19 protein-coding genes and 3 tRNA genes are annotated in these 20,057 nt (G+C 66.4%); 3 read left to right on the top strand and 19 right to left on the bottom strand.

Annotation, left to right across the window (positions count from 1 at the left end):
* From ABD866_RS12875 to ABD866_RS12840, 8 genes are all read right to left on the bottom strand, one after another.
* A partial coding sequence (locus ABD866_RS12875; protein WP_345065710.1) for an elongation factor Tu occupies positions 1-757 on the bottom strand: 757 nt, incomplete at its 3' end.
* A 70-nt stretch (positions 758-827) separates the two neighbouring features.
* Positions 828-902: transfer RNA gene (locus ABD866_RS12870), tRNA-Thr, on the bottom strand.
* A gap of 53 nt (positions 903-955) precedes the next feature.
* Positions 956-1,029, bottom strand: a tRNA-Gly gene (locus ABD866_RS12865).
* Between the two features lie 52 nt (positions 1,030-1,081).
* Positions 1,082-1,167 (bottom strand) — tRNA-Tyr (locus ABD866_RS12860).
* A gap of 184 nt (positions 1,168-1,351) precedes the next feature.
* Positions 1,352-2,647, bottom strand: coding sequence for a glutamate--cysteine ligase (gene gshA, locus ABD866_RS12855; protein ID WP_345065707.1), 1,296 nt, complete (start codon positions 2,645-2,647; stop codon positions 1,352-1,354).
* Positions 2,648-2,755: 108 nt separating this feature from the next.
* On the bottom strand, positions 2,756-4,222 hold the full coding sequence (locus ABD866_RS12850) for a TrkH family potassium uptake protein (RefSeq protein WP_345065704.1): 1,467 nt from the start codon (positions 4,220-4,222) through the stop codon (positions 2,756-2,758).
* Between the two features lie 35 nt (positions 4,223-4,257).
* Positions 4,258-5,706 (bottom strand): Trk system potassium transporter TrkA, encoded by a 1,449-nt coding sequence (gene trkA / locus ABD866_RS12845; protein WP_345065701.1) that lies wholly within the window; start codon positions 5,704-5,706, stop codon positions 4,258-4,260.
* Positions 5,707-5,766: 60 nt separating this feature from the next.
* A complete protein-coding gene (locus ABD866_RS12840) occupies positions 5,767-7,047 on the bottom strand; it encodes a glutamate-5-semialdehyde dehydrogenase (protein ID WP_345065698.1) in 1,281 nt (426 codons plus the stop codon).
* An 82-nt stretch (positions 7,048-7,129) separates the two neighbouring features.
* On the opposite strand from ABD866_RS12840, the gene ABD866_RS12835 reads away from it, so the two are divergent.
* Positions 7,130-7,411: a hypothetical protein gene (locus ABD866_RS12835; protein ID WP_345065695.1), complete on the top strand. Its 282-nt coding sequence runs from the start codon at positions 7,130-7,132 to the stop codon at positions 7,409-7,411.
* 80 nt (positions 7,412-7,491) lie between these two features.
* On the opposite strand, the gene holA is transcribed toward ABD866_RS12835, so the two are convergent.
* Positions 7,492-8,571 (bottom strand): DNA polymerase III subunit delta, encoded by a 1,080-nt coding sequence (holA, locus tag ABD866_RS12830; RefSeq protein WP_345065693.1) that lies wholly within the window; start codon positions 8,569-8,571, stop codon positions 7,492-7,494.
* A 146-nt stretch (positions 8,572-8,717) separates the two neighbouring features.
* Between holA and rocF the strand changes: the two genes are divergently transcribed.
* On the top strand, positions 8,718-9,668 hold the full coding sequence (gene rocF, locus ABD866_RS12825) for an arginase (RefSeq protein WP_345065690.1): 951 nt from the start codon (positions 8,718-8,720) through the stop codon (positions 9,666-9,668).
* A 139-nt stretch (positions 9,669-9,807) separates the two neighbouring features.
* On the opposite strand, the gene ABD866_RS12820 is transcribed toward rocF, so the two are convergent.
* The 6 genes from ABD866_RS12820 to ABD866_RS12795 form a co-directional block, all read right to left on the bottom strand.
* Positions 9,808-10,308: an LPS-assembly lipoprotein LptE gene (locus ABD866_RS12820; RefSeq protein ID WP_345065687.1), complete on the bottom strand. Its 501-nt coding sequence runs from the start codon at positions 10,306-10,308 to the stop codon at positions 9,808-9,810.
* Positions 10,309-10,361: 53 nt separating this feature from the next.
* On the bottom strand, positions 10,362-13,043 hold the full coding sequence (gene leuS, locus ABD866_RS12815; protein WP_345065684.1) for a leucine--tRNA ligase: 2,682 nt from the start codon (positions 13,041-13,043) through the stop codon (positions 10,362-10,364).
* 235 nt (positions 13,044-13,278) lie between these two features.
* Complete coding sequence (locus ABD866_RS12810) at positions 13,279-13,650, bottom strand: ExbD/TolR family protein (RefSeq protein WP_345065681.1); 372 nt, start codon at positions 13,648-13,650, stop codon at positions 13,279-13,281.
* A 51-nt stretch (positions 13,651-13,701) separates the two neighbouring features.
* On the bottom strand, positions 13,702-14,352 hold the full coding sequence (locus tag ABD866_RS12805; RefSeq protein ID WP_345065678.1) for a MotA/TolQ/ExbB proton channel family protein: 651 nt from the start codon (positions 14,350-14,352) through the stop codon (positions 13,702-13,704).
* Positions 14,353-14,405: 53 nt separating this feature from the next.
* Positions 14,406-15,227, bottom strand: coding sequence for a 4-hydroxy-tetrahydrodipicolinate reductase (gene dapB, locus ABD866_RS12800; RefSeq protein ID WP_345065674.1), 822 nt, complete (start codon positions 15,225-15,227; stop codon positions 14,406-14,408).
* A gap of 87 nt (positions 15,228-15,314) precedes the next feature.
* On the bottom strand, positions 15,315-15,872 hold the full coding sequence (locus ABD866_RS12795) for an outer membrane protein assembly factor BamE (protein WP_345065671.1): 558 nt from the start codon (positions 15,870-15,872) through the stop codon (positions 15,315-15,317).
* A 79-nt stretch (positions 15,873-15,951) separates the two neighbouring features.
* Here ABD866_RS12795 and fur point away from each other — a divergent pair, with 79 nt between their 5' ends.
* A complete protein-coding gene (gene fur / locus ABD866_RS12790; RefSeq protein WP_345065668.1) occupies positions 15,952-16,374 on the top strand; it encodes a ferric iron uptake transcriptional regulator in 423 nt (140 codons plus the stop codon).
* A gap of 135 nt (positions 16,375-16,509) precedes the next feature.
* Here the strand turns inward: fur and hprK are convergent, their stop codons facing one another.
* The 4 genes from hprK to ABD866_RS12770 all read right to left on the bottom strand — a co-directional run bounded on the left by hprK (position 16,510) and on the right by ABD866_RS12770 (position 19,883).
* A complete protein-coding gene (gene hprK / locus ABD866_RS12785; RefSeq protein WP_345065665.1) occupies positions 16,510-17,466 on the bottom strand; it encodes an HPr(Ser) kinase/phosphatase in 957 nt (318 codons plus the stop codon).
* Positions 17,467-17,521: 55 nt separating this feature from the next.
* Positions 17,522-17,992, bottom strand: coding sequence for a PTS sugar transporter subunit IIA (locus ABD866_RS12780; protein WP_345065662.1), 471 nt, complete (start codon positions 17,990-17,992; stop codon positions 17,522-17,524).
* A 108-nt stretch (positions 17,993-18,100) separates the two neighbouring features.
* Positions 18,101-18,436, bottom strand: a complete 336-nt coding sequence (hpf, locus tag ABD866_RS12775; RefSeq protein ID WP_345065659.1) for a ribosome hibernation-promoting factor, HPF/YfiA family — start codon at positions 18,434-18,436, stop codon at positions 18,101-18,103.
* A gap of 196 nt (positions 18,437-18,632) precedes the next feature.
* Entirely contained in the window at positions 18,633-19,883 is a 1,251-nt protein-coding gene (locus tag ABD866_RS12770; protein ID WP_345065656.1) for an MFS transporter, read from the bottom strand.
* Positions 19,884-20,057 lie beyond the last annotated feature (174 nt).

The raw sequence follows: 20,057 nt of genomic DNA, 5'->3' as shown, positions 1-20,057 counted from the left end.
TGTCGCGGATGCCCACGATTTCGATTTCTTCACCGACCTTGATCACGCCGCGCTCGACACGACCGGTCACCACGGTGCCGCGACCGGAGATCGAGAACACGTCTTCCACGGGCATCAGGAAGGTGCCATCCACTGCGCGCTCGGGCGTGGGGATGTAGGTGTCCAGGGCTTCGGCGAGCTTCATGATGGCTTCTTCGCCGAGCTTGCCCTTGTCGCCTTCCAGGGCCATCTTGGCCGAGCCGCGGATGATGGGGGTGGCATCGCCGGGGAAGTCGTACTTGTCCAGCAGTTCACGCACTTCCATTTCGACGAGTTCGAGCAGTTCTTCGTCGTCCACCATGTCGCACTTGTTCAGGAACACGATGATGTAGGGCACGCCCACTTGGCGGGCCAGCAGGATGTGCTCGCGGGTCTGGGGCATCGGGCCGTCAGCGGCCGAGCACACCAGGATGGCGCCGTCCATCTGGGCGGCACCGGTAATCATGTTCTTGACGTAGTCGGCGTGGCCAGGGCAGTCCACGTGGGCGTAGTGGCGATTGGCCGTTTCGTATTCCACGTGGGCGGTGTTGATGGTGATGCCGCGGGCCTTTTCTTCAGGTGCTGCGTCGATTTCGTCGTACTTCTTGGCTTCGCCGCCGAACTTGCTCGACAGCACCGTGGCGATCGCCGCCGTCAGCGTCGTCTTGCCATGGTCCACGTGACCGATCGTGCCCACGTTCACGTGCGGCTTGGTGCGCTCGAATTTTCCTTTTGCCATTTCCGACTCCGAAAAAGATCTATATCACTACAACAGGATTTCGGCGCTGCCAGACGGGCGCACCTTTGACTGGTGCCCATGGCGGGAATCGGACCCGCGACCTCTCCCTTACCAAGGGAGTGCTCTACCACTGAGCCACATGGGCAGTAGGCTGCGTTGCCGCAACCCCACAAAACTCAAAAACCAACAACCACTGCATGGAGCGGGAGACGGGAATCGAACCCGCGTCATTAGCTTGGAAGGCTAGGGTTCTACCATTGAACTACTCCCGCGCCGGACTACTGTCCTGCAAGCACTCATTACTGATTGCCTGCGCGCATTTGCTGGTGGAGGGGACTGGATTCGAACCAGTGTAGGCGTAAGCCAACAGATTTACAGTCTGCCCCCTTTAGCCACTCGGGCACCCCTCCGGAGAACTTCGAATTCTAGCAGCATTTCGTGACTGCGCACAAATTTCCGCAACTAGGCTGGAAACTTTGACGCGTCAGGAAACCGCTGAGCCGCGATTCCAAGATCAGCCGCGCATTCTAGCAGCCTGGGGGAGCACCACAGGCCTCATGCCGCCAGATCGCCTCACATCCCGAGCTTCGCAGATCACTCATAAACCTCGGCATCCGGATTGGTCGCCTCGAGCTCGTAACTGGCCGCCAGCATGGCGAGGCGGCCGAGCACGCCGTACATGTAGAAGCGATTGGGCGCGCTCACGCCAGGGCGCGCACCGGGCTGCGGAAGATGTGTGCTGTGCTCGAACGCCAGCGGCACATAGCTGGCCCCCGGAGCGTTCAGGTTCTCGTCGGTGCCTCGCTCTGCGTGCATGCGATAGAACCCCCCCACCACGTAGCGGTCCATCATGTAGACGACCGGCTCTGCCACGGCTTCGTGCACGCGCTCCATGGTCAGCACACCCTCCTGCACGATCACGTCGTGCACGGGCTGCCCCTCTTTGACGACGGCCATCTTGTTGCGCGCCCGGCGGCCGAGGTCTTCCAGCTCCTTGGCATCGCGCACGGTCATGATGCCCATGCCGTAGGTGCCGTTGTTGGCCTTGACGATGGCAAAGGGCTTCTCGTTGATGCCGTATTCCTTGTATTTGCGGCGCACCTTCGTCAACAAGCCATCCACGCTGGCTTGCAGGCGGTCGATGCCCACGCCCTCGGCAAAGTCCAGGTCTTCGCAGTGCGTGAAGAGGGGGTGGATGAGCCACGGATCGATACCCAGCATCTTGCCGAAGCGTTTGGAGACCTCTTCATAGGCTTTGAAATGGTTGCTCTTGCGCCGCACCGTCCAGCCCGCATGCAGCGGCGGCAAAAGGTACTGCTCGTGAATGTCTTCCAGGATGCCGGGGGCACCAGCCGACAGGTCGTTGTTGAGCAAGATCGTGCAGGGATCGAAATCCTTGAGCCCCAGGCGGCGCTTGGTGCGCACGACCGGCTCGAGCGTGACCGAGTCGCCATTGGGCAGTTCGATGGTCGTGGGCTTTTTGACCTCCGGGCTGATCGACCCCACACGCACGTTGAGCCCGGCCATGTTGAAGATACGCTGCAGCTGCACCACGTTGGCCAGGTAGAACGTATTGCGCGTGTGGTTCTCGGGAATGATCAGCAGGTTGCGCGCTTCCGGGCAGATCTTCTCGATGGCCGCCATGGCCGCCTGGACAGCCAGCGGCAGCATCTCGGTGGTCAGATTGTTCCAGCCTCCTGGGTACAGGTTGGTGTCCACTGGCGCGAGCTTGAAGCCGGCATTGCGAATGTCCACGGAGGTGTAGAACGGCGGCGTGTGCTCCATCCATTCGAGACGAAACCACCGCTCGATGGCTGGCATCGAGTCCAGGATGCGTTGTTCCAGTTCATTGATGGGCCCGGTCAGGGCCGTGACGAGATGCGGAACCATGGAGATCCTCGGGTTGACTGCAGGGGATTGTAGGGACGTGCCGACCGACGGGCGCAGCGCAGGCCATATGCCCCGCAGCCAGCCATACGGACCGCAGCGCAGGCCCGTTTACCGCCGCCAGAACGCGGGCGTGAGCAGCGCGATGAAACTGAGCATCTCCAGACGCCCGAGCAGCATGGCCAGCGTGCACACCCACAGCTGGGTGTCCGTCAGCACGGCGTAGTTGGAGGCGGGCCCGACACTTCCAAGACCGGGGCCCATGCAATTGACGCTGGCAAGCACCGCCGAGAAAGCGGTCACCGGGTCCAGATCGGTCAGCAGCAGCACCATGCTCAGCACGATGATGGTGCCGCCGTACACCAGCATGAAGGCCAGCACTGAGAAGATGACCGGGTGATCGATCACGGCATCGCCCAGGCGGATGGGCTGCACTGCACGGGGATGCACGAGCCGCGTCATTTCCCGCCGCGCCTGCTTGAGCAAGATGAGCACGCGCACCATCTTGATGCCGCAGCCGGTCGAACCGGCGCTTGTGGCCACACCCGACAGCAGCAACATGAACACCGGCGCGAACACGGGCCACGCCAGAAAATCCACTGTGGCATAGCCTGTGGTGGTGCCGATGGACACGACATGGAACATGCCATGGCGCAACGCGTCCAACGGGCCGTAAACGCCCTTGGCCCACAACAGCAGCGCTACCAGCAGCCCGCCTCCCAGCAGCACCGCCAGCGTCGCGCGCAACTCCGGATCGCGCCCCAGCCCGCGCCCATCTCGCTTGCGCCAGGCCACAAAGTACAGCGCAAAGTTGCAGCTCGCGATCAGCATCACCACGATGGCAATGGCCTCCAGCAGCGGCGACTGAAAGTGCCCGAAGCTTGCATCGTAGGACGAGAGCCCTCCCAGGCTGACGGTGGTGAACATGTGCATCACGGCGTCCAACCCCGACATGCCCGCCACCCAGTACGCGACCGCACAGCCCAACGACAAGAGCGCATAGATGCCCCACAGGCCCTTGGCCGTTTCGGCCATGCGCGGGGTGAGCTTGGAGTCCTTGACCGGCCCTGCCGCCTCGGCCTTGAACAGCTGGCTGCCGCCGACGCCGAGCAGCGGCAGCACGGCCACCGCCAGAATCAGAATGCCCATGCCACCGAGCCATTGCAAGAACGTGCGCCATACGTTCACCGACACCGGCAGCGTGTCCAGGCCCGACAGCACCGTGGAGCCCGTCGTGGTAAGACCAGATACGGCCTCGAAGTAAGCGTGCGTGAACGAGATGGGTCGCCCGACCGCGTGCAGCGCCAGCATCAGCGGAAAGGCCGCCAGCAGCGGCAGCAGCAGCCACACCATGGTCACCAGCATCACGCCGTGGCGGGGCTGCAGCTCGCGGCGGAACCAGCGCATCGTCCACCACAGGCCCGCCCCCAGGGCAAAGGTCAGGGCCATGGCCTGCGGATATACATGCCACACGCCGTCCAGCCAGAACCAGCTCACCAGCCCGGGCAACGCCATGGTGCAGGCAAAGCTCATGATCAGCAGGCCAAGCACGCGCAGCACTGGAAAGAGATCGACCATCCGTCAGGCCCTGAAAACGTTGGGGGCGCGCGCGCTCAAAAAAACGTAGCGCTCACGCGGAAGAGCTTTTCCACTTCGCGCACCAGGCGCTTGTTGGGCAGAAAGAACACCACATGGTCGTCGGTCTCGATCACGGTGGAGCTGCGTGGAATGATGACCTCGGGCTCCGCCAGCGGTGCGGCCGCCCCGGGCGATGAAGGCAGACCACGCACGATGAGCCCCATGTGCACATCGCGCGGCAGCGCCAGATCGCTCACCTTGCGGCCCACCACGCGAGAGCTTTTGCGGTCGCCGCGGGCCACGATCTCAAGAGCCTCGGCCACGCCGCGGCGCAGGCTGTGCACGGCCTGCACATCCCCCTGCCGCACATAGGCGAGCAGCTCGCCCAGCATGGCCTGCGCGGGCGACAGCGCAATGTCGATCTGCGTGCCGTGCATCAGGTCGGCATAGCTGCGGCGGTTGATGAGCGCCAGCACGCGCCGCGCACCCATGCGCTTGGCCAGCAGGCAGGACATGATGTTGTCCTCGTCGTCGTCGGTCAGCGCGAGGAACAGGTCCACCTCGTCAATGCCCTCGTCGCCCAGCAGGTCCTCGTCGGTGGTGTCGCCCTCCAGCACCAACACCTGCGGCGGCAACTGCGCCGCCAGCTGCACACAGCGCTCGGGGCGGTCTTCGATGATCTTGATGTGAAACCGCGCCGGGTCGTCGCCCAGCATGCGCGCCAGGCGCAGGCCCACCTGCCCGCCTCCGGCAATCATGAGCCGCCGCACAGGGCGGCTCGAATGCCCGGGCCCGTGCACGATGGACAGCACCTGCGCCACGTGGCGGCTGTCGGCCAGCACAAACACCTCGTCGCCCGGCTCCACCCGCGTCTTGCCGTCGCAGGCGATGAAACGGTCGGGCTCGTCGGCAAAACGGCGGTACACCGCCACCACGCGCAGCTCGACGTCGGGCGAGGCCGCACGCAGGTCGCCGATGGTCTGCTCCACCAGCGGCGCACCTGGCCGCGCGCGCACCGACACCAGGCAGGCGCGTCCCCCTGCAAACTCGCGCACCTGCAGGGCCTCGGGGTACTCGATGAGTTTGCTGATGTAGCGCATCAGCGACTCTTCGGGGCAGATGATGCGGTCCACCGCAAAGCCCTCGTGGCCCATGAGCCGCGGGTCGTCGCGGTAGCCCCCCGAGCGCACGCGCGCAATGCGGGTGGGGATGTTGAACAGCGCCTGCGCCAGCTTGCAGCACACGAGGTTGGTCTCGTCCTGCGCGGCGCAAGCGATGAGCATGTCGGCGTCCTGCGCACCGGCCTCGGCCAGCACGGCGGGCTCGATGCCGCTGCCCACCACGCCGCGCAAGTCAAAGCGCGACTCCAGGTCGCGCAGGCGTTGGGCGTCGGTGTCGATCACCGTGATGTCGTTGCGCTCAGACACCAGGCTGTCGGCCACGCTCTCGCCCACACGGCCTGCGCCCAGGATGATGATTTTCATGCCGTTTCAGCCCCCAGCCCAGCGCAGACAAGCACGACAAGCTATCAAGACAGGAGCAAATCAGCCCCGCACTTCGCCTTCGCCCAGCACCACGTACTTGAGCGAGGTCAGCCCTTCGAGCCCCACGGGCCCGCGCGCGTGGAACTTGTCGGTGCTGATGCCGATTTCGGCCCCCAGGCCGTACTCGAATCCGTCGGCAAAGCGCGTGCTGGCGTTCACCATCACGCTCGACGAATCCACCTCGCGCAAGAAGCGCTGCGCATGCCCGTGGTGCGTGGTCAGGATGGCGTCGGTGTGGTGGCTGGAGTAGTGGTTGATGTGCGCAATCGCCTCGTCCACGCCGGCCACCACCTTGATGCTGATGATGGGTGCCAGGTATTCCTCGAACCAGTCCTGCTCGGTGGCCGGCACCAGCGTGGCACCGGGCACCGGCGCCAGCAGCGCCAGCGCTTCGGGGCAGCAGCGCATCTCCACGCCCTTGGCCGCGTACACGGCACCGATGCGCGGCAGAAACTGCGCCGCGACGCCGCGGGCCACCAGCAGGCCTTCGCTCGCGTTGCAGGGGCTGTACTTCTGGGTTTTGGCGTTGTCGGCCACGCGCACGGCCATGTCCAGGTCGCAGGGGTCGTCCACGTAGGTGTGGCAGTTGCCGTCCAGGTGCTTGATCACGGGCACCTTGGCCTCACGGCTGATGCGCTCGATCAGGCCCTTGCCGCCGCGGGGGATGATCACGTCCACAAACTCGGGCATGGCCACCAGATGGCCCACCGCCTCGCGGTCGGTGGTGGGCACCAGTTGCACGGCCGTGCGCGGCAGGCCGGCTTCTTCCAGCGCTTCTTCCACCAGCCGCGCGAGCGCGCGGTTGGAATCGATGGCCTCAGAGCCCCCGCGCAAAATGCAGGCGTTGCCACTCTTGATGCCCAGGCTGGCCGCCTCGATGGTCACGTTGGGACGGCTTTCGTAAATCATGCCGAACACGCCAATCGGCACGCGCATGCGGCCCACGCGGATGCCGCTGGGCTGCTGCTGCAGGCCCGAAATCTCGCCAATGATGTCGGGCATGGCCGCCAACTGTTCGCAGCCCTGGGCGCAGGTTTCGAGCACTGCGGGGCTGAGCTTGAGGCGGTCTACCATGGGGGCGGCCAGACCGGCGGCCCGGGCGCGCGCCAGGTCGCGCTCGTTGTCGGCCTGCAGGGCTGCGCCAGCGCTGCGCAGGCGGCGGGCAATGCCCAGCAGGGCTTTGTTCTTGGTGGCGGGGGAGGCTTTGGCCATCAGCGCTGAGGCGGTTTTCGCCTGCTCGCCCATCTGGCGCATCAGATCCGGTACGGAGAGTTCGCTCATCCCGGCATTCTGGCAGAACCGCCTATTCGCCCTGGGGCCTTGCGGCCCGGGCCGGGCGGCAAAACGGCTACCATCGGCGCCCATGCCCACCCCTGCCCTGCTCGACGATCTGGAATCCCGCCTGCAAGCCCTGCGCGATGGTGCCGACGCCGCCGCCTGGAGCCAGGCCACGCGCGCGCAGCCCGCGCTGTGGGCCGACCTGCCGCCGCAGTTTGAAACCGTGCTGCACAACCTGCTGGACCGGCTCGAATCCGGCGCGCTGTTCAACCAGGAAAGCTGCTCGTTCAGCCAGGAAGCACTGGTCGACAGCCTGCAGCAATGGGTGGACGCCGCCCGCCGCGTGCTGCGCAGCACCGCCGCCTGAGCACCCCCCGGGCTGCGCGGCCGACGGGCGCGGCGGCCTGAACGTACCGGCCGTACCGCGTCGGCCTTAACGTGCCAGCCTCAACGCGTGGGCCTGACCGCCCCGCCCTGCGCCTCGGCACAGCAACGGCTGAACTGCAGGGCCAGGCGCTGCAGGGCCAGCCACGGATCGGCCGGCCAGCCGGGTACGGGCAAGCCTTTGACGATGCCGTCCACCTGGTGCGCGTGCACCAGCAGCCGCGTGATCTGCCGCTCAGACAGCCGCGGCAACACCCGCTCGTACAGGCGCTCTTTGGCGCCCCACACACGCTGCTCACGCAGCGCCATGGGCAGGGGGCGGCCCGCGGCCAGCGCGTCTTTTACGCGCTTGAGCGCGCGGATGTCGTCGGCCAGCGTCCAGTGCACCAGCACTGCGGCCTCGCCTTCGGCCTGCAGGCCTTCGAGCATGCGCTGCACGCGCGCCGCCTGGCCCGCCAGCGCGGCCAGCGCGAGCTTTTGCACGTCGTAGCGCGCCACGTTGAGCACGGCGGCCTGGATCTGCTCCAGCCCCAGTTCGCCCTCGGGGTAGAGCAGCGCGAGCTTCTGGATCTCCTGGTGCGCCGCGAGCAGGTTGCCCTCCACGCGGTCGGCAAAAAACTGCAGCGCCCGCTGGCCTTCTTCGCCCGCAGCCACGCGCTGGCCCTGGCGCGCCAGGCGCTGGGCGATCCAGGCGGGGAGCTGGGCACGCTCCACGGGTTCGAGGGCGACGCTGGTGCCGTGCGCTTCGAGCGCGCTGAACCAGGCGCTGCTGCGCGTGGCCTTGTCCAGCCGGGGCAGCAGGACCACGGTGAGCGTACTGTCCTGGGCCGGGGCCTGGGCGGCCAGTTGCTGCAGGGCCACCGCGCCGTCCTTGCCCGGCTTGCCCGACGGGATGCGCACTTCCAGCAGCAACCGGTCGCTGAACAGGCTCATGCTGCCCGCAGCGGCGAGCACGCCGCTCCAGTCGAAGTGCGCGCCCGACACCACATGCGCGCTGCGCTCGGTGTAGCCCTGCGCCCGCGCTGCGGCGCGGATGGCGTCGGCGGCTTCCTGCACCAGCAGGGGCTCGTCGCCGTGCAGCACATACAAGGGCGCGAGACGGCGTTGCAACAGGGAAGGAAGCTGCTCCAGGGTGGTCTGCATGCGCCGAGTCTATCGCCTGCCCTGCGCGGCCCCGGCGCGCACGCTTGCCGTCACAATCACGGCTGCCCTGGCACGCGCGGCCACCCGCTGCGCGGCCTGCCGGGCCCCTCCGTTGCCCCACCCTGCTTTTGGAACGCCTGACCACCATGTCCCGCCCTGCCGCCGCCCCCCGCATTGCCAGCCTGATCGGCGCCCCTACCGACGTGGGCGCGGGTGCCCGGGGCGCCTCCATGGGCCCCGAAGCCCTGCGCGTGGCCGGCCTGCAACCGGCCCTGGAAAGCCACGGCCTCACGGTGCTGGACCGCGGCAACCTGTCCGGCCCGGCCAACCCCTGGCAGCCGCCAGAGGACGGCTACCGCCACCTGCGCGAGGTGGTCGAGTGGAACCGGCGCGTGCGCGATGCCGTAGCCGCCGAGCTGGCGTTGGGCCACCTGCCCATCCTGATGGGCGGCGACCACTGCCTGGCCGTGGGCAGCATCAGCGCTGTGGCACGGCACTGCGCCGACACCGGGCGCAAGCTGCGGGTGCTGTGGCTCGACGCCCATGCCGACTTCAACACCAGCGCGCTCACGCCCAGCGGCAACGTGCACGGCATGCCCGTGGCCTGTCTGTTCGGCTTTGGCCCCGAGGCCCTGACCCAGCTTGCGAACATGCCCGCCGGCAGCCCGGCGCTGCGCACCGAGCAGATCCGGCAGATCGGCATCCGCAGCGTGGACCCAGGCGAAAAGCGCTTTGTGCACGCGCAAGGGCTGGAGGTGTTCGACATGCGCTTCATCGACGAGGTGGGCATGCGCCAGACCATGGAGCGCGCGCTCGACGGCGTGGACGCCAACACCCACCTGCACGTGAGCTTTGACGTGGACTTTCTCGACCCCGACATTGCGCCGGGCGTGGGCACCACCATTCCGGGCGGCCCCACCTACCGCGAGGCGCAGCTGTGCATGGAGATGGTTGCCGACTGCGGCCAGCTCGCATCGCTGGACATCATGGAGCTGAACCCCGCGCTGGACGTGCGCAACAAGACCGCACTGCTGGCGGTGGACCTGGTCGAGTCGCTGTTCGGCAAAAGCACGCTCATGCGCACGCGGCCCGCGTGAGAGGCCGCAGCGCGCGGACGCCTGGTCGGCAGGCCTGCCAGCCGCACCGACCGGCAACGGATTCGCAGCCTGCTTGCTATTAAATTAATAGCTGCTCGTGCTTGACTGCGGGTCATGAGAGGCCATTTTGGCCTCTGAGTCAGGGCTTGATCGCCGCCAGGCGGCGTGTGAGCTGCTGCACCAAGTCGGTCTGCATGTTGCGGAACAGCAGGGCCTCTTCGGCCTCTTTCGACAGCGCGGCGGTTTCGGTGTAGCTGATGTCGCGCTGCTGCAGCAGCTCGGTCTCGGGAATCCACTCGGTGCCGTCGGCGCGGCGCAGCCGGAAGCGGATGCGCAGCCGCAGTTGCAGCTCCCGCACCTGCCCGGCCACGTTTTGCCCCACGACCACACGCTCGCGCTGCTCGGCCAGCAGGTCGAGCGTGGCCTGCGCGCCCGGCTGGGCTCCCGTGTCGCGCGTGATGCGCAGCGGACTGCCCGCGCCTTCGAGCGTGCGCTGCAGCTCGCGTGCCAGCCCCGAGCCCGCAGGCGCTGCAATGTGCAGTGAGTCGAACGCGAAATCAGGCACGCCCCGCAGGCGAAAACCGCAGCCGGCCACGGCCAGCAGCGGTACCAGAGCCCCAAGCAATCGGCGTCGGTGCATGTGAATCCTTGTGGGCCGGCCCGGCAGCGGTGCGCCCGGGCACGGCCGTGTGCTTACACCACGATGTTGACCAGGCGACCCGGCACCACCACCACGCGCTTGGGGCTCGCGCCGGCCGCATGGGCGGCCAGCACCGGGCTTTGCAGCGCAATCTGCTCGATGGCCGCCTTGTCGGCCGCCGCGGGCACCAGGATGGAGCCGCGCAGCTTGCCGTTGATCTGCAGCATCAGCTCGACCTCGTCCTGCGCGAGCGCCTGCGGGTCCACCTGCGGCCAGGGCGCGTCCAGCAGGTCGCCCAGCACACCGGCGTAGCCCAGGTCGCTCCACAGCGCATGGGCAATGTGGGGCGTGGCCGGGTACAGGCAGCGCAGCAGGATGCCAAAGCCTTCGATCAGCGCCACCTGGGCACCCGCCGAGTCCATGGCCTTGAAGTCCTCGAGCGCGTTGATCATCTTCATCGCACCCGAGACCACGGTGTTGTACTGCATGCGCTGGTAGTCGTAGTCCACCTGCTTGAGCACGGTGTGGATCTCCAGGCGCAGCGCTTTGGCCTCTTTGCCGAACGGTACGTCCTGCAGGCTGCTGGCACCGGCCACGCTGGCCATGGCGGCGTCGCGGTCGATGCCCGAGAGCTTGATGCCGAAGTTCCACACCCGACGCAGGAAGCGGTAGCTGCCTTCCACCGCCGCGTCGTTCCATTCAAGCGTGGCCTCGGGCGGGGCGGTGAACATGGTGTACAGGCGGGCGGTATCGGCGCCGTACTTCTCGATCAAGTCCTGCGGGTCCACGCCGTTGTTCTTGGACTTGGACATGGTGCCCACGCCCTCGTAGTCGATGGGCGTGCCCACGGGCAGATCGCCCACGGCATTCTTGAGCTGGGCGCCGATGATCTTGCCGCCTTCATCGAGCACATGCTCCACGTCGTGCGGCCAGAAGTATTCCTTGCCGCCCTTTTCGTTGCGGCGGCTGTAGATGTGGTTGAGCACCATGCCCTGCGTGAGCAGCTTGGTGAAGGGCTCATCGACCTTGACCAAGCCCAGATCGCGCATGACCTTGGTCCAGAAGCGCGCGTACAGCAGGTGCAGGATGGCGTGCTCGATGCCGCCGATGTACTGGTCCATCGGCATCCAGTAGTCGGCACCACCCGCCACCATCGCGTCGGCGTTCTTGGGGTCGCAGTACCGCATGAAGTACCACGAGCTGTCCACGAAGGTGTCCATGGTGTCCGTCTCGCGGCGAGCGGGCTTGCCGCACACGGGGCAGGTCACACCGGCGTGGAAGCCTTCGTGCTTGTGCAGCGGGTTGCCCGAGCCGTCGGGAATGCAGTCCTGCGGCAGTACCACGGGCAGGTCTTTTTCCGGCACAGGCACCGCGCCATGTTCGTCGCAATGAATGATCGGGATCGGCGTGCCCCAGTAGCGCTGGCGGCTGATGCCCCAGTCGCGCAGGCGCCAGGTGGTCTTCTTCTCGCCCAGGCCCTTTTGCGCCAGCGCGTGGGCCACGGCGTTCACGGCGTCCTTGTAATTCAAGCCGCTGAAGCTGTCGGAGTTGATGGTGACGCCGCGCTGCTTGTCACCGTACCAGTCCTGCCACTGGTGGTAGTTGAACGTCTCGCCGTCCACCAGCACCACTTGCTTGATCTCGATGCCGTACTTCAGGGCAAACGCAAAGTCGCGCTCGTCGTGCGCGGGCACGCCCATCACCGCACCGTCGCCATAGCCCATCAGCACGTAGTTACCGACCCAGACCTGCACCTTTTCGTCGGTGAGCGGGTGCGTCACGTACAGGCCTGTGGGCACGCCCTTTTTCTCTTGCGTGGCCAGTTCGGCCTCGGTGGTGCCACCGGTCTTGCATTCTTCAATGAACGCAGCGAGCGCCGGGTTGCTCTTGGCGGCATGGGCGGCCAGCGGGTGCTCAGGGGCCACGGCGCAGAAGGTCACGCCCATGATGGTGTCGGCACGCGTGGTGAACACGTACATCTTGCCGTCGCCGATCAGCACGCCATCGTCACCTTGGATGTCGTGCGTGAACGCAAAGCGCACGCCTTCGCTCTTGCCGATCCAGTTTTCCTGCATCAGCTTCACGCGCTCGGGCCAGCCGGGCAACTTGTCGCCCGTCACAAAGCCCAGCAGCTCTTCGGCGTAGTCGGTGATCTTGAGGTAGTAGCCGGGAATTTCGCGCTTTTCCACCAACGCACCGGTGCGCCAGCCGCGGCCGTCGATCACCTGTTCATTGGCCAGCACGGTCTGGTCCACCGGGTCCCAGTTCACCACCTGGGTCTTGCGGTAGGCGATGCGCTTTTCCAGCATCTTGAGGAACAGCCACTGGTTCCACTTGTAGTACTCGGGGTCGCAGGTGGCCACCTCGCGGCTCCAGTCGATGGCCAGCCCCATCGCCTGCATCTGCTTCTTCATGTACGCGATGTTCTCGTACGTCCACTTGGCCGGGGGCACGCCGTTTTTGAGCGCGGCGTTCTCAGCCGGCAGGCCGAAGGCGTCCCAGCCCATGGGCATCAAGACGTTGTAGCCGTTCATGCGCAGGTAGCGCGTGAGCATGTCGTTGATGGTGTAGTTGCGCACATGGCCCATGTGCAGCTTGCCGCTGGGGTACGGCAGCATGGAGCAGGCGTAGAACTTCTTCTTGTTCGCGTCTTCCGTCACGCGGTAGGCGTCGCGGGCGGTCCAGTGGGCGTGCGCGGCACGCTCCACATCCTGGGGGGTGTATTTCTCTTGCATGGATGGAAGATGGAAAACGAGAAGGTCTCGGGGGCCTTTGTGCAAATCACTCGGGCCGTGTGCGCCAAGGGGCCGGACGGCAGCGCAACCACCGTTGCCGTGGCGCGCCCTGGCGTCCCGGCAGACGCAGCCCGCCTGCCCATGCACACGGCCTGAAGATTTGCGCAGCAGATCCCGGGCGGCCGATCGCCACGATTTTAGGCGGTGGCGCCTGCCACATGCCGCGGCGCGTGCCTCAGGGTTGTTCCGTCACGAACGCCATGCGCGGCAGCCCGGCCCGCTGTGCGGCTGCCATGACCCGGGCCAGGTCTCCGTACGCCACTGCGGCATCGGCACGCAGCTGCAACACATCGGTGCCCTGCAGACGTGCCTGCTCGCGCAAATGCCCCTCCAGCGTTTCGAGGGTGGCCGGCTCACCCTGCACCAGCAAGCGGCCCTGGCGATCCATTTCGAGATGCACCGCGCGCGGCTGCGAGGCGTCGGAAGGCGCTTCGGCCCGCGGCAGCTGCAGCGGCAACGCGGTGGTGAACAGCGGGGCAGCCAGAATGAAGATGACCACCAGCACCAGCATCACATCCACCAGGGGCGTGATGTTGATCCCCGCCATGGGGGTCGGCGTGGTCCGACGACTGAACCGGCCCAATGCCATGGCGCTCCCTCACGCAGACGGCGGCAACGCGGCTGCGTCGGCAGGGGCTGTACCGGACCAGGCCTGCAGATCATGGGCCAGCGCGTCGAGTTCAGACTCCACCCACTCAATGCCGCGCCCCAGCAGGTTGTAGGCCACGAGGGCCGGAATCGCCACGGCCAGGCCCAGCGCCGTCATGACCAGGGCCTCGCCCACGGGCGCAGCCAGGCGGTCCAGCGTGACCGGGCCGCCGCCGGTCAGGGCCAGCAGGGCGCGGTGAATGCCCCACACCGTGCCCAGCAAACCGACGAACGGGGCGGCCGCCGCCAACGTGGCCAGCAGGGTCTGGCCCGCTTGCAGCCGCTGCTGCGCCTGTTGCAGGGCCGCGCGCAAACGGCGTGTCAGGCGCAAGCCTTCAGCGGTGCGCGCCTCCAGGGTGGACGGGGATGCACCCGCCGGTTCGGCTGCGGCCGCTGCGACCAGTCCCGCGACCCAGCCGGTGCGGTCTGCGGCCTGGACCCGCTGCCCGGCGGTCTGCAGATCAGGAGACTGCCACCACAGGGCGATGCTGCGCGGCACACTGCGCCGGGCCTCGGCCAGCAGCCACGCCTTCCACAGAATGAGCACCCAACTGAGCACCGACATGGCCAGCAGCAGCACGGCCGTGCCACGGGCGACCATGTCGCCCTGGTGCCACCAGTCCCACGCGCCCACGACGCCGCGCCCCTGCAGCGTCAGGCGCGCAAACCGAGCACGTCGAACATGTCGAACATGCCCCGGGGATGGTGCGCGAGAAACCGGACGGCGCGCAGGCTGCCCTGCGCGTAGGTGGTGCGGCTCGACGACTTGTGGGTGATCTCGATGCGCTCCCCAATGCCGGCAAACAGTACGGTGTGGTCGCCCACAATATCGCCGCCGCGGATCGTCGAAAAGCCGATGGTGGACGGATCGCGCTCGCCGGTGACGCCTTCGCGTGCGTACACCGCGCAGTCCTTGAGGTCGCGTCCCAGGGCGTCGGCAATCACCTCGCCCATCTTCAAGGCCGTGCCCGAGGGAGCGTCCACCTTGTGGCGGTGGTGGGCCTCAATCACCTCGATGTCGTAGCCCTGGGCGAGGGCCTTGGCGGCCATCTCCAGCAGCTTGAGCGTGACGTTCACGCCCACGCTCATGTTGGGCGCCATCACGATGGCGTGCTGCTGCGCCGCGGCCGCAATCTGGGCTTTCTGCGCATCGCTGAAGCCTGTGGTACCAATGACCATGCGCACCCCCAGTTCCTGGCACACCTGCAGGTGGTGCAAGGTGCCTTCGGGCCGGGTGAAGTCGATCAGCACATCCACGCCCTGCAACGCCTGCCGCAGATCGGCCGTGATGGCCACACCGCTGGCGTAGCCCAGGAACGCAGTGGCGTCCGAGCCGATGGCCGGGCTGGACGGCAGATCGAGTGCGCCCGCAAGCACCATGTCGTCGGCCGCGCGGATGGCCTCGATCAGCATGCGGCCCATGCGGCCAGAGGCACCGGCCACAGCGACACGGGATACCGGTTGCGTTGGGTTCATAGGTCTTCTGCCTTCAAAGGATGGGCGGCGGCCCGGTGTGTCGGAACACCGGCACCAGCCGCCTGGTCACCAAAGCCGGTCGCGCGCTCAGCGCGCAGCAGGCTCCAGCGGAGGGTAACTGGCTCGCACCGGCGCGGTGGGTGCGGCATCGTCGTCGGCCTTGCGCGACGGCGCAGGGAATTTGGCGAGTTGCTCTGGCGTGGCTTCCAGAGAGGGCGCCTTGCGAGTGCCAGAACGTTTGCCCAGGCTGGCGACGAACTCCGATTCCGAGGGCATCTCGTCGCCTTCATGGCGCTCCAGCACATCGCCCTTGAAATACACCGTCAGCTTGCGTGTCTGGCGCTCCACACCCGGGCGCTGCAGCGTGAACACGTATTCCCAGCGGTCAGCGTGGAACAGGCTGCTCACCAGCGGCGACCCGAGGATCTCGCGCACCTGCTGGCGGCCCATGCCGGGCTGCAGGGCTTCTACCTGTTCGCGCGACACGAAGTTGCCCTGGACTACATCGACCTTGTAAGGTGTCACGACATTGGCGATGCGCGTGCTGGCACTGTCAAAGCTTCCGCAACCACCCAGCAACGACGCGGTGGCAACCAGGCTCAGCAGCAGAATTCGCGGGGTGCGCAGAGGGGTGTGCACGGGCATGGGCAAGAAGCTGACGATATGATCGGCCCATTGTAGCGGGAGGCCTGTGCGCATCCCCCCTGCCACGGAAGAACCCGCCATGACCAGCATCGACGAACTCAAGAACACCGGGCTCAAGGCCACGCTGCCCCGGCTCAAGATCCTTGAGATCTTCCAGCGCGGCGCACAGCGCCACATGACGGCGGAAGACGTTTTCCGGGTGCTGCTCGAAGAGCGCTCTGATATCGGGCTGGCCACGGTGTACCGCGTGCTCACGCAGTTTGAGCAGGCCGGCATCCTGATCCGCAGCAATTTCGAAAGCGGCAAGGCTGTTTACGAACTCAACGAAGGCCAGCACCACGACCATTTCGTGTGCACGAGCTGCGGCAAGGTCGAGGAGTTCTACGACCCCGAGATCGAAAAGCGCCAGCAGATGGTAGCCGCCGCCAAGGGCTGGGTGGTACACGACCATTCGATGGCGCTGTACGGCCAGTGCGCCGCATGCGCAAAGAAGGCTGGGTGAACGACCGTTTCAGCGGCCAATCCGCGCGTTGAAGAACTGATGGCCCAGTTCGGTACCCGCGTGAAAACAGCCCCTCGGTCAGACCGTCAACAACCTCTCTCGGGGTAAGACGCGAGGCAACTCAGGGGGCGGCCTTCAGCCGCCGCTGTCACGTTCCATGGCGCGGCGGTGCCGCTCCACGAACTCCTGGTAAGTGTCAATGCCGCGCAGCTGCAAGATGGTGTTGCGCACCGCCGCCTCAACCAGCACCGCGATGTTGCGGCCTGCGACCACCTGGATCACCACCTTGAGCACGGGCACCCCCAGAACGTCCTGCGTCAGAGGCTCGTAGGGCAGGCGTTCGTAGTCGCGCTCCAGGGTTTCCTTGCGCACAAGGTGCACGATGAGCTTGAGCCGCATCTTGCGGCGCACGGCGGTCTCGCCAAAGATCGCGCGGATGTCCAGCAGGCCAATACCGCGCACCTCCAGCAGGTTTTGCAGCAGCTCGGGGCACTTGCCTTCAATCGTGGTCTGGTTGATGCGGTACAGGTCCACCGCATCGTCGGCCACCAGGCCGTTACCTCGAGAGATGAGCTCCAGGCCCAGCTCACTCTTGCCCAGGCCCGATTCGCCGGTGATGAGGACGCCCAGGCCCAAAATGTCCATGAACACGCCGTGCATGGTGGTGCGGTCGGCGAAATGCTTGGACAGGTACGCCCGCAGCACGTCAATCACGAAGGCCGACGACTCGTGCGTGGCGAACATCGGTATCTGGGCACGCTCGCACATGGATACCAGCGCATCGGGGGCGGTCTGGTTGTCGGCCAGCACCAGCACGGGCGGCTCCAGCGTGACGATGCGCGCGATCCGGCGCTTGCAGTCCTCCGGAGACGCGCTGCTCAGGTAGGCAATCTCGCGCTCACCCAGGATCTGGACGCGGTAGGGGTGGATGTAGTTGAGGTAGCCCACCAGATCGGCCCCCGAGCGGGCCGACCGCACGGCCACCTCGTCGAACCGGCGTTCGGAAGCACCGAGCCCGGCCACCCATTCCCAGCGCAGCTGCCCCCGAAACTCCTCGAAGAGCACATCGGCGCTGACGACGTTGGGCTTCATGAGGGATAGCGCACGCGGGTGGGGCGAACCGGAAGGCTGCGCGGCACCAGAGCGTTCAAGCCGCGGTCTGCGTGGACTGCCAATCCGCGATCAGCCCGTGGAGCTCAGCGGCATCGGAGCAGGACTTGAGCCGCTCGCGCAGGGGGGCGTCGCTCAGCAGTTCCGCGATCTCGGAGAGGATCTCCAGGTGCTTCTGCGTCGCAGCCTCTGGCACCAGCAGGAAGATCAGCAGTACAACGGGCTGCTCGTCCGGGGCATCAAAGCCAATGGGCTGGGCCAGCTGGAACACCGCCGCCATGGGCGACTTGAGTCCCTTGATGCGGCCATGCGGAATGGCCACACCGTGGCCTAGGCCAGTGGAGCCGAGACGCTCGCGCGCAAACAGGCTGTCGGTGACGAGGGCGCGGGACAAACCGTGCTGGCTCTCGAAGAGCAGGCCTGCCTCTTCAAAGGCGCGCTTCTTGCTCGTGGCATCGACGCTCACAAGCACCTGGGCAGAGGGCAGGATGGAGGCTAGACGGTTCATGGTGTGGGTAACAATTATGCACATATTGGCAGAAACCCTGAGTCACAGACACCAGCCACAAAAAAACCGCCCTGGGGGCGGTCGGGTGGCAGGTTCAGTGCCTGGGTCTCATGCCAGCATTTCGCGCTTGGCTGGCTCGTGGTGGTGGTCCTGCAGGCGGTCCTTGTGCCGCACCACCTGACGGTCGAGTTTGTCGACCAGTTCGTCCACGGCAGCGTACAGGTCGGAGTGCGAGCTCTCGGCAAACAGATCGTTGCCCTTCACGTGGATGTTGCACTCGGCACGCTGGCGCTTTTCCTTTTCCTTCTGCTTTTCCACTGTCAGCAGCACCTTCACATCCACCACTTGATCGAAATGGCGCGTAATCCGGTCCAGCTTGGAGGTGACGTAGTTTCGCAATGCAGGGGTGACTTCGAGGTGGTGACCGCTGATCGTCAGATTCATAGATGAGTCTCCTGTGGCTCTCGGTGGGACAAAGGCCGCCCGGCTGGCGCGGCCTGGTGAACTGAATGCATTCGTCGACCTGAGTCCACTATGCGCCTGCGGTCGGCGAAAAGCAATCCTGCGGCGCGGCATCCGCCTGCAGCGAGGGGTCTCCACTGCGCACCGCGCATATCCGGCGTAGGATGCCAGCTGTTGCCTAGGCAGACGGCCCTTCATGCGCCGCCGGCCCATTGCCGGGTGCGCCGTGCAAATGCAGGCGGCCCGCCATCCACATGGCCAGCACACTGGCGCCGATGCCGACCACCGCCGCCATCCAGTAGTTCTGCACCAGCCCCTGTGGCGTGCGGCTGATCAGCAGACCGCCCACAATGGACGCTACGCCCATGGAGGCCGACTGCACCGCGGCATTCAAGGTCATGAACGCCCCCCGCATGCTCGGGTGCGCCGCCGACACCACGAGGGCCATGCCCGGAATCATGCGCCCGCTCATGCAGGTGAACATGAGCGTGGAAACCAGCAGGATGACGGGCAGCGGCATACCCGCGACCAGCGTGATGCCCAGCAGCGGCACCGCCACAGCCAGGGCCAGCCAGCGAAACACCACCACCTTGCCTCGCTGGTCGGTCAATCGACCAAACCAGCGTGCGGTGAAAAGGGTCACCAATCCGCCGCACAGGTAGATGTAGGGCACCTGGTCGGCCCGCACCCCCGCGTTGGTCTGCATGTAGATGGTGATGTACGGAATGACCGTGAAGCCCGTGAACATGAGCAGCGCCGAGAACACGAACGCGCGCCGGTGGTTCGCATCTCGCAGCACGTCCTGCAGACCACCCAGCAGCGAGCGCCCCGCCCCCGCAGCCATGTGCGAATCCAGCGCAGGCAGCACCCGCGCCGCCAGCACCCACAGCGCAGCGCACAGCACTGCAATCGCCACGAATGGCGCGTGCCAGCTCCAGTGGCTGGCCAACACCAGCCCGAGCGGAACGCCCGCCACCGTGGACACCGAGAACGAGGTCATCACGATGGCACTGGCACGCCCACGCCGCTCGAACGGAATCACATCGGCCACGATGGTCTGGCTCAGGGCCGACAGAACACCGCCAAACACGCCGGCCAGAATGCGCGCGACCATCAGCGTGCCGTAGGTGGGCGCCAGCGCGCAGGCCAGCGTGGCCAGCGCAAACTGCCCGTACAACACCAGCAGCAGGGGCTTGCGACCCAAGCGGTCGATGTAGGTAGCGGCCAGCAGGCCCGACGCACCCGCCGCCAGCGTGTAGGCCGAAACCAGCATGCCGAACTGCGCATCGCTGATGCGGAACAAAGCCGTCAGCTGCGGGCCGAGCGGCATCATGATCATGAAGTCGAGGATGTGCGTGAACTGCACCCCGGCCAGGGTCAGCAGCAGCCACATCTCCCGGCGGGGCGGCAGTTCGGTGGTCGTGGTCATGGCGTGCGGCCCTGTGCAGCGCAGCAAGGCGGGCAAAGCGTGCAGTGTGCCCGATGCGCCCGCCTGCCGCTGTCCCTCAAAGCGCCCGCGTAAAATCAGGCGTTGCTGCGCGCAGCGCCACCCGTGGTGCACCGTGCGGCCCGTCGCCCCGCCCCTTTGTGACAACGCCGGCAG

It is taken from the genome of Acidovorax lacteus (assembly GCF_039540375.1).
GTDB classification, from domain to species: Bacteria; Pseudomonadota; Gammaproteobacteria; order Burkholderiales; family Burkholderiaceae_C; genus Acidovorax_G; species Acidovorax_G lacteus.
Note: the sequence above shows the minus strand (reverse complement) of the source record. Positions and strands in the feature narration are given on the sequence as shown.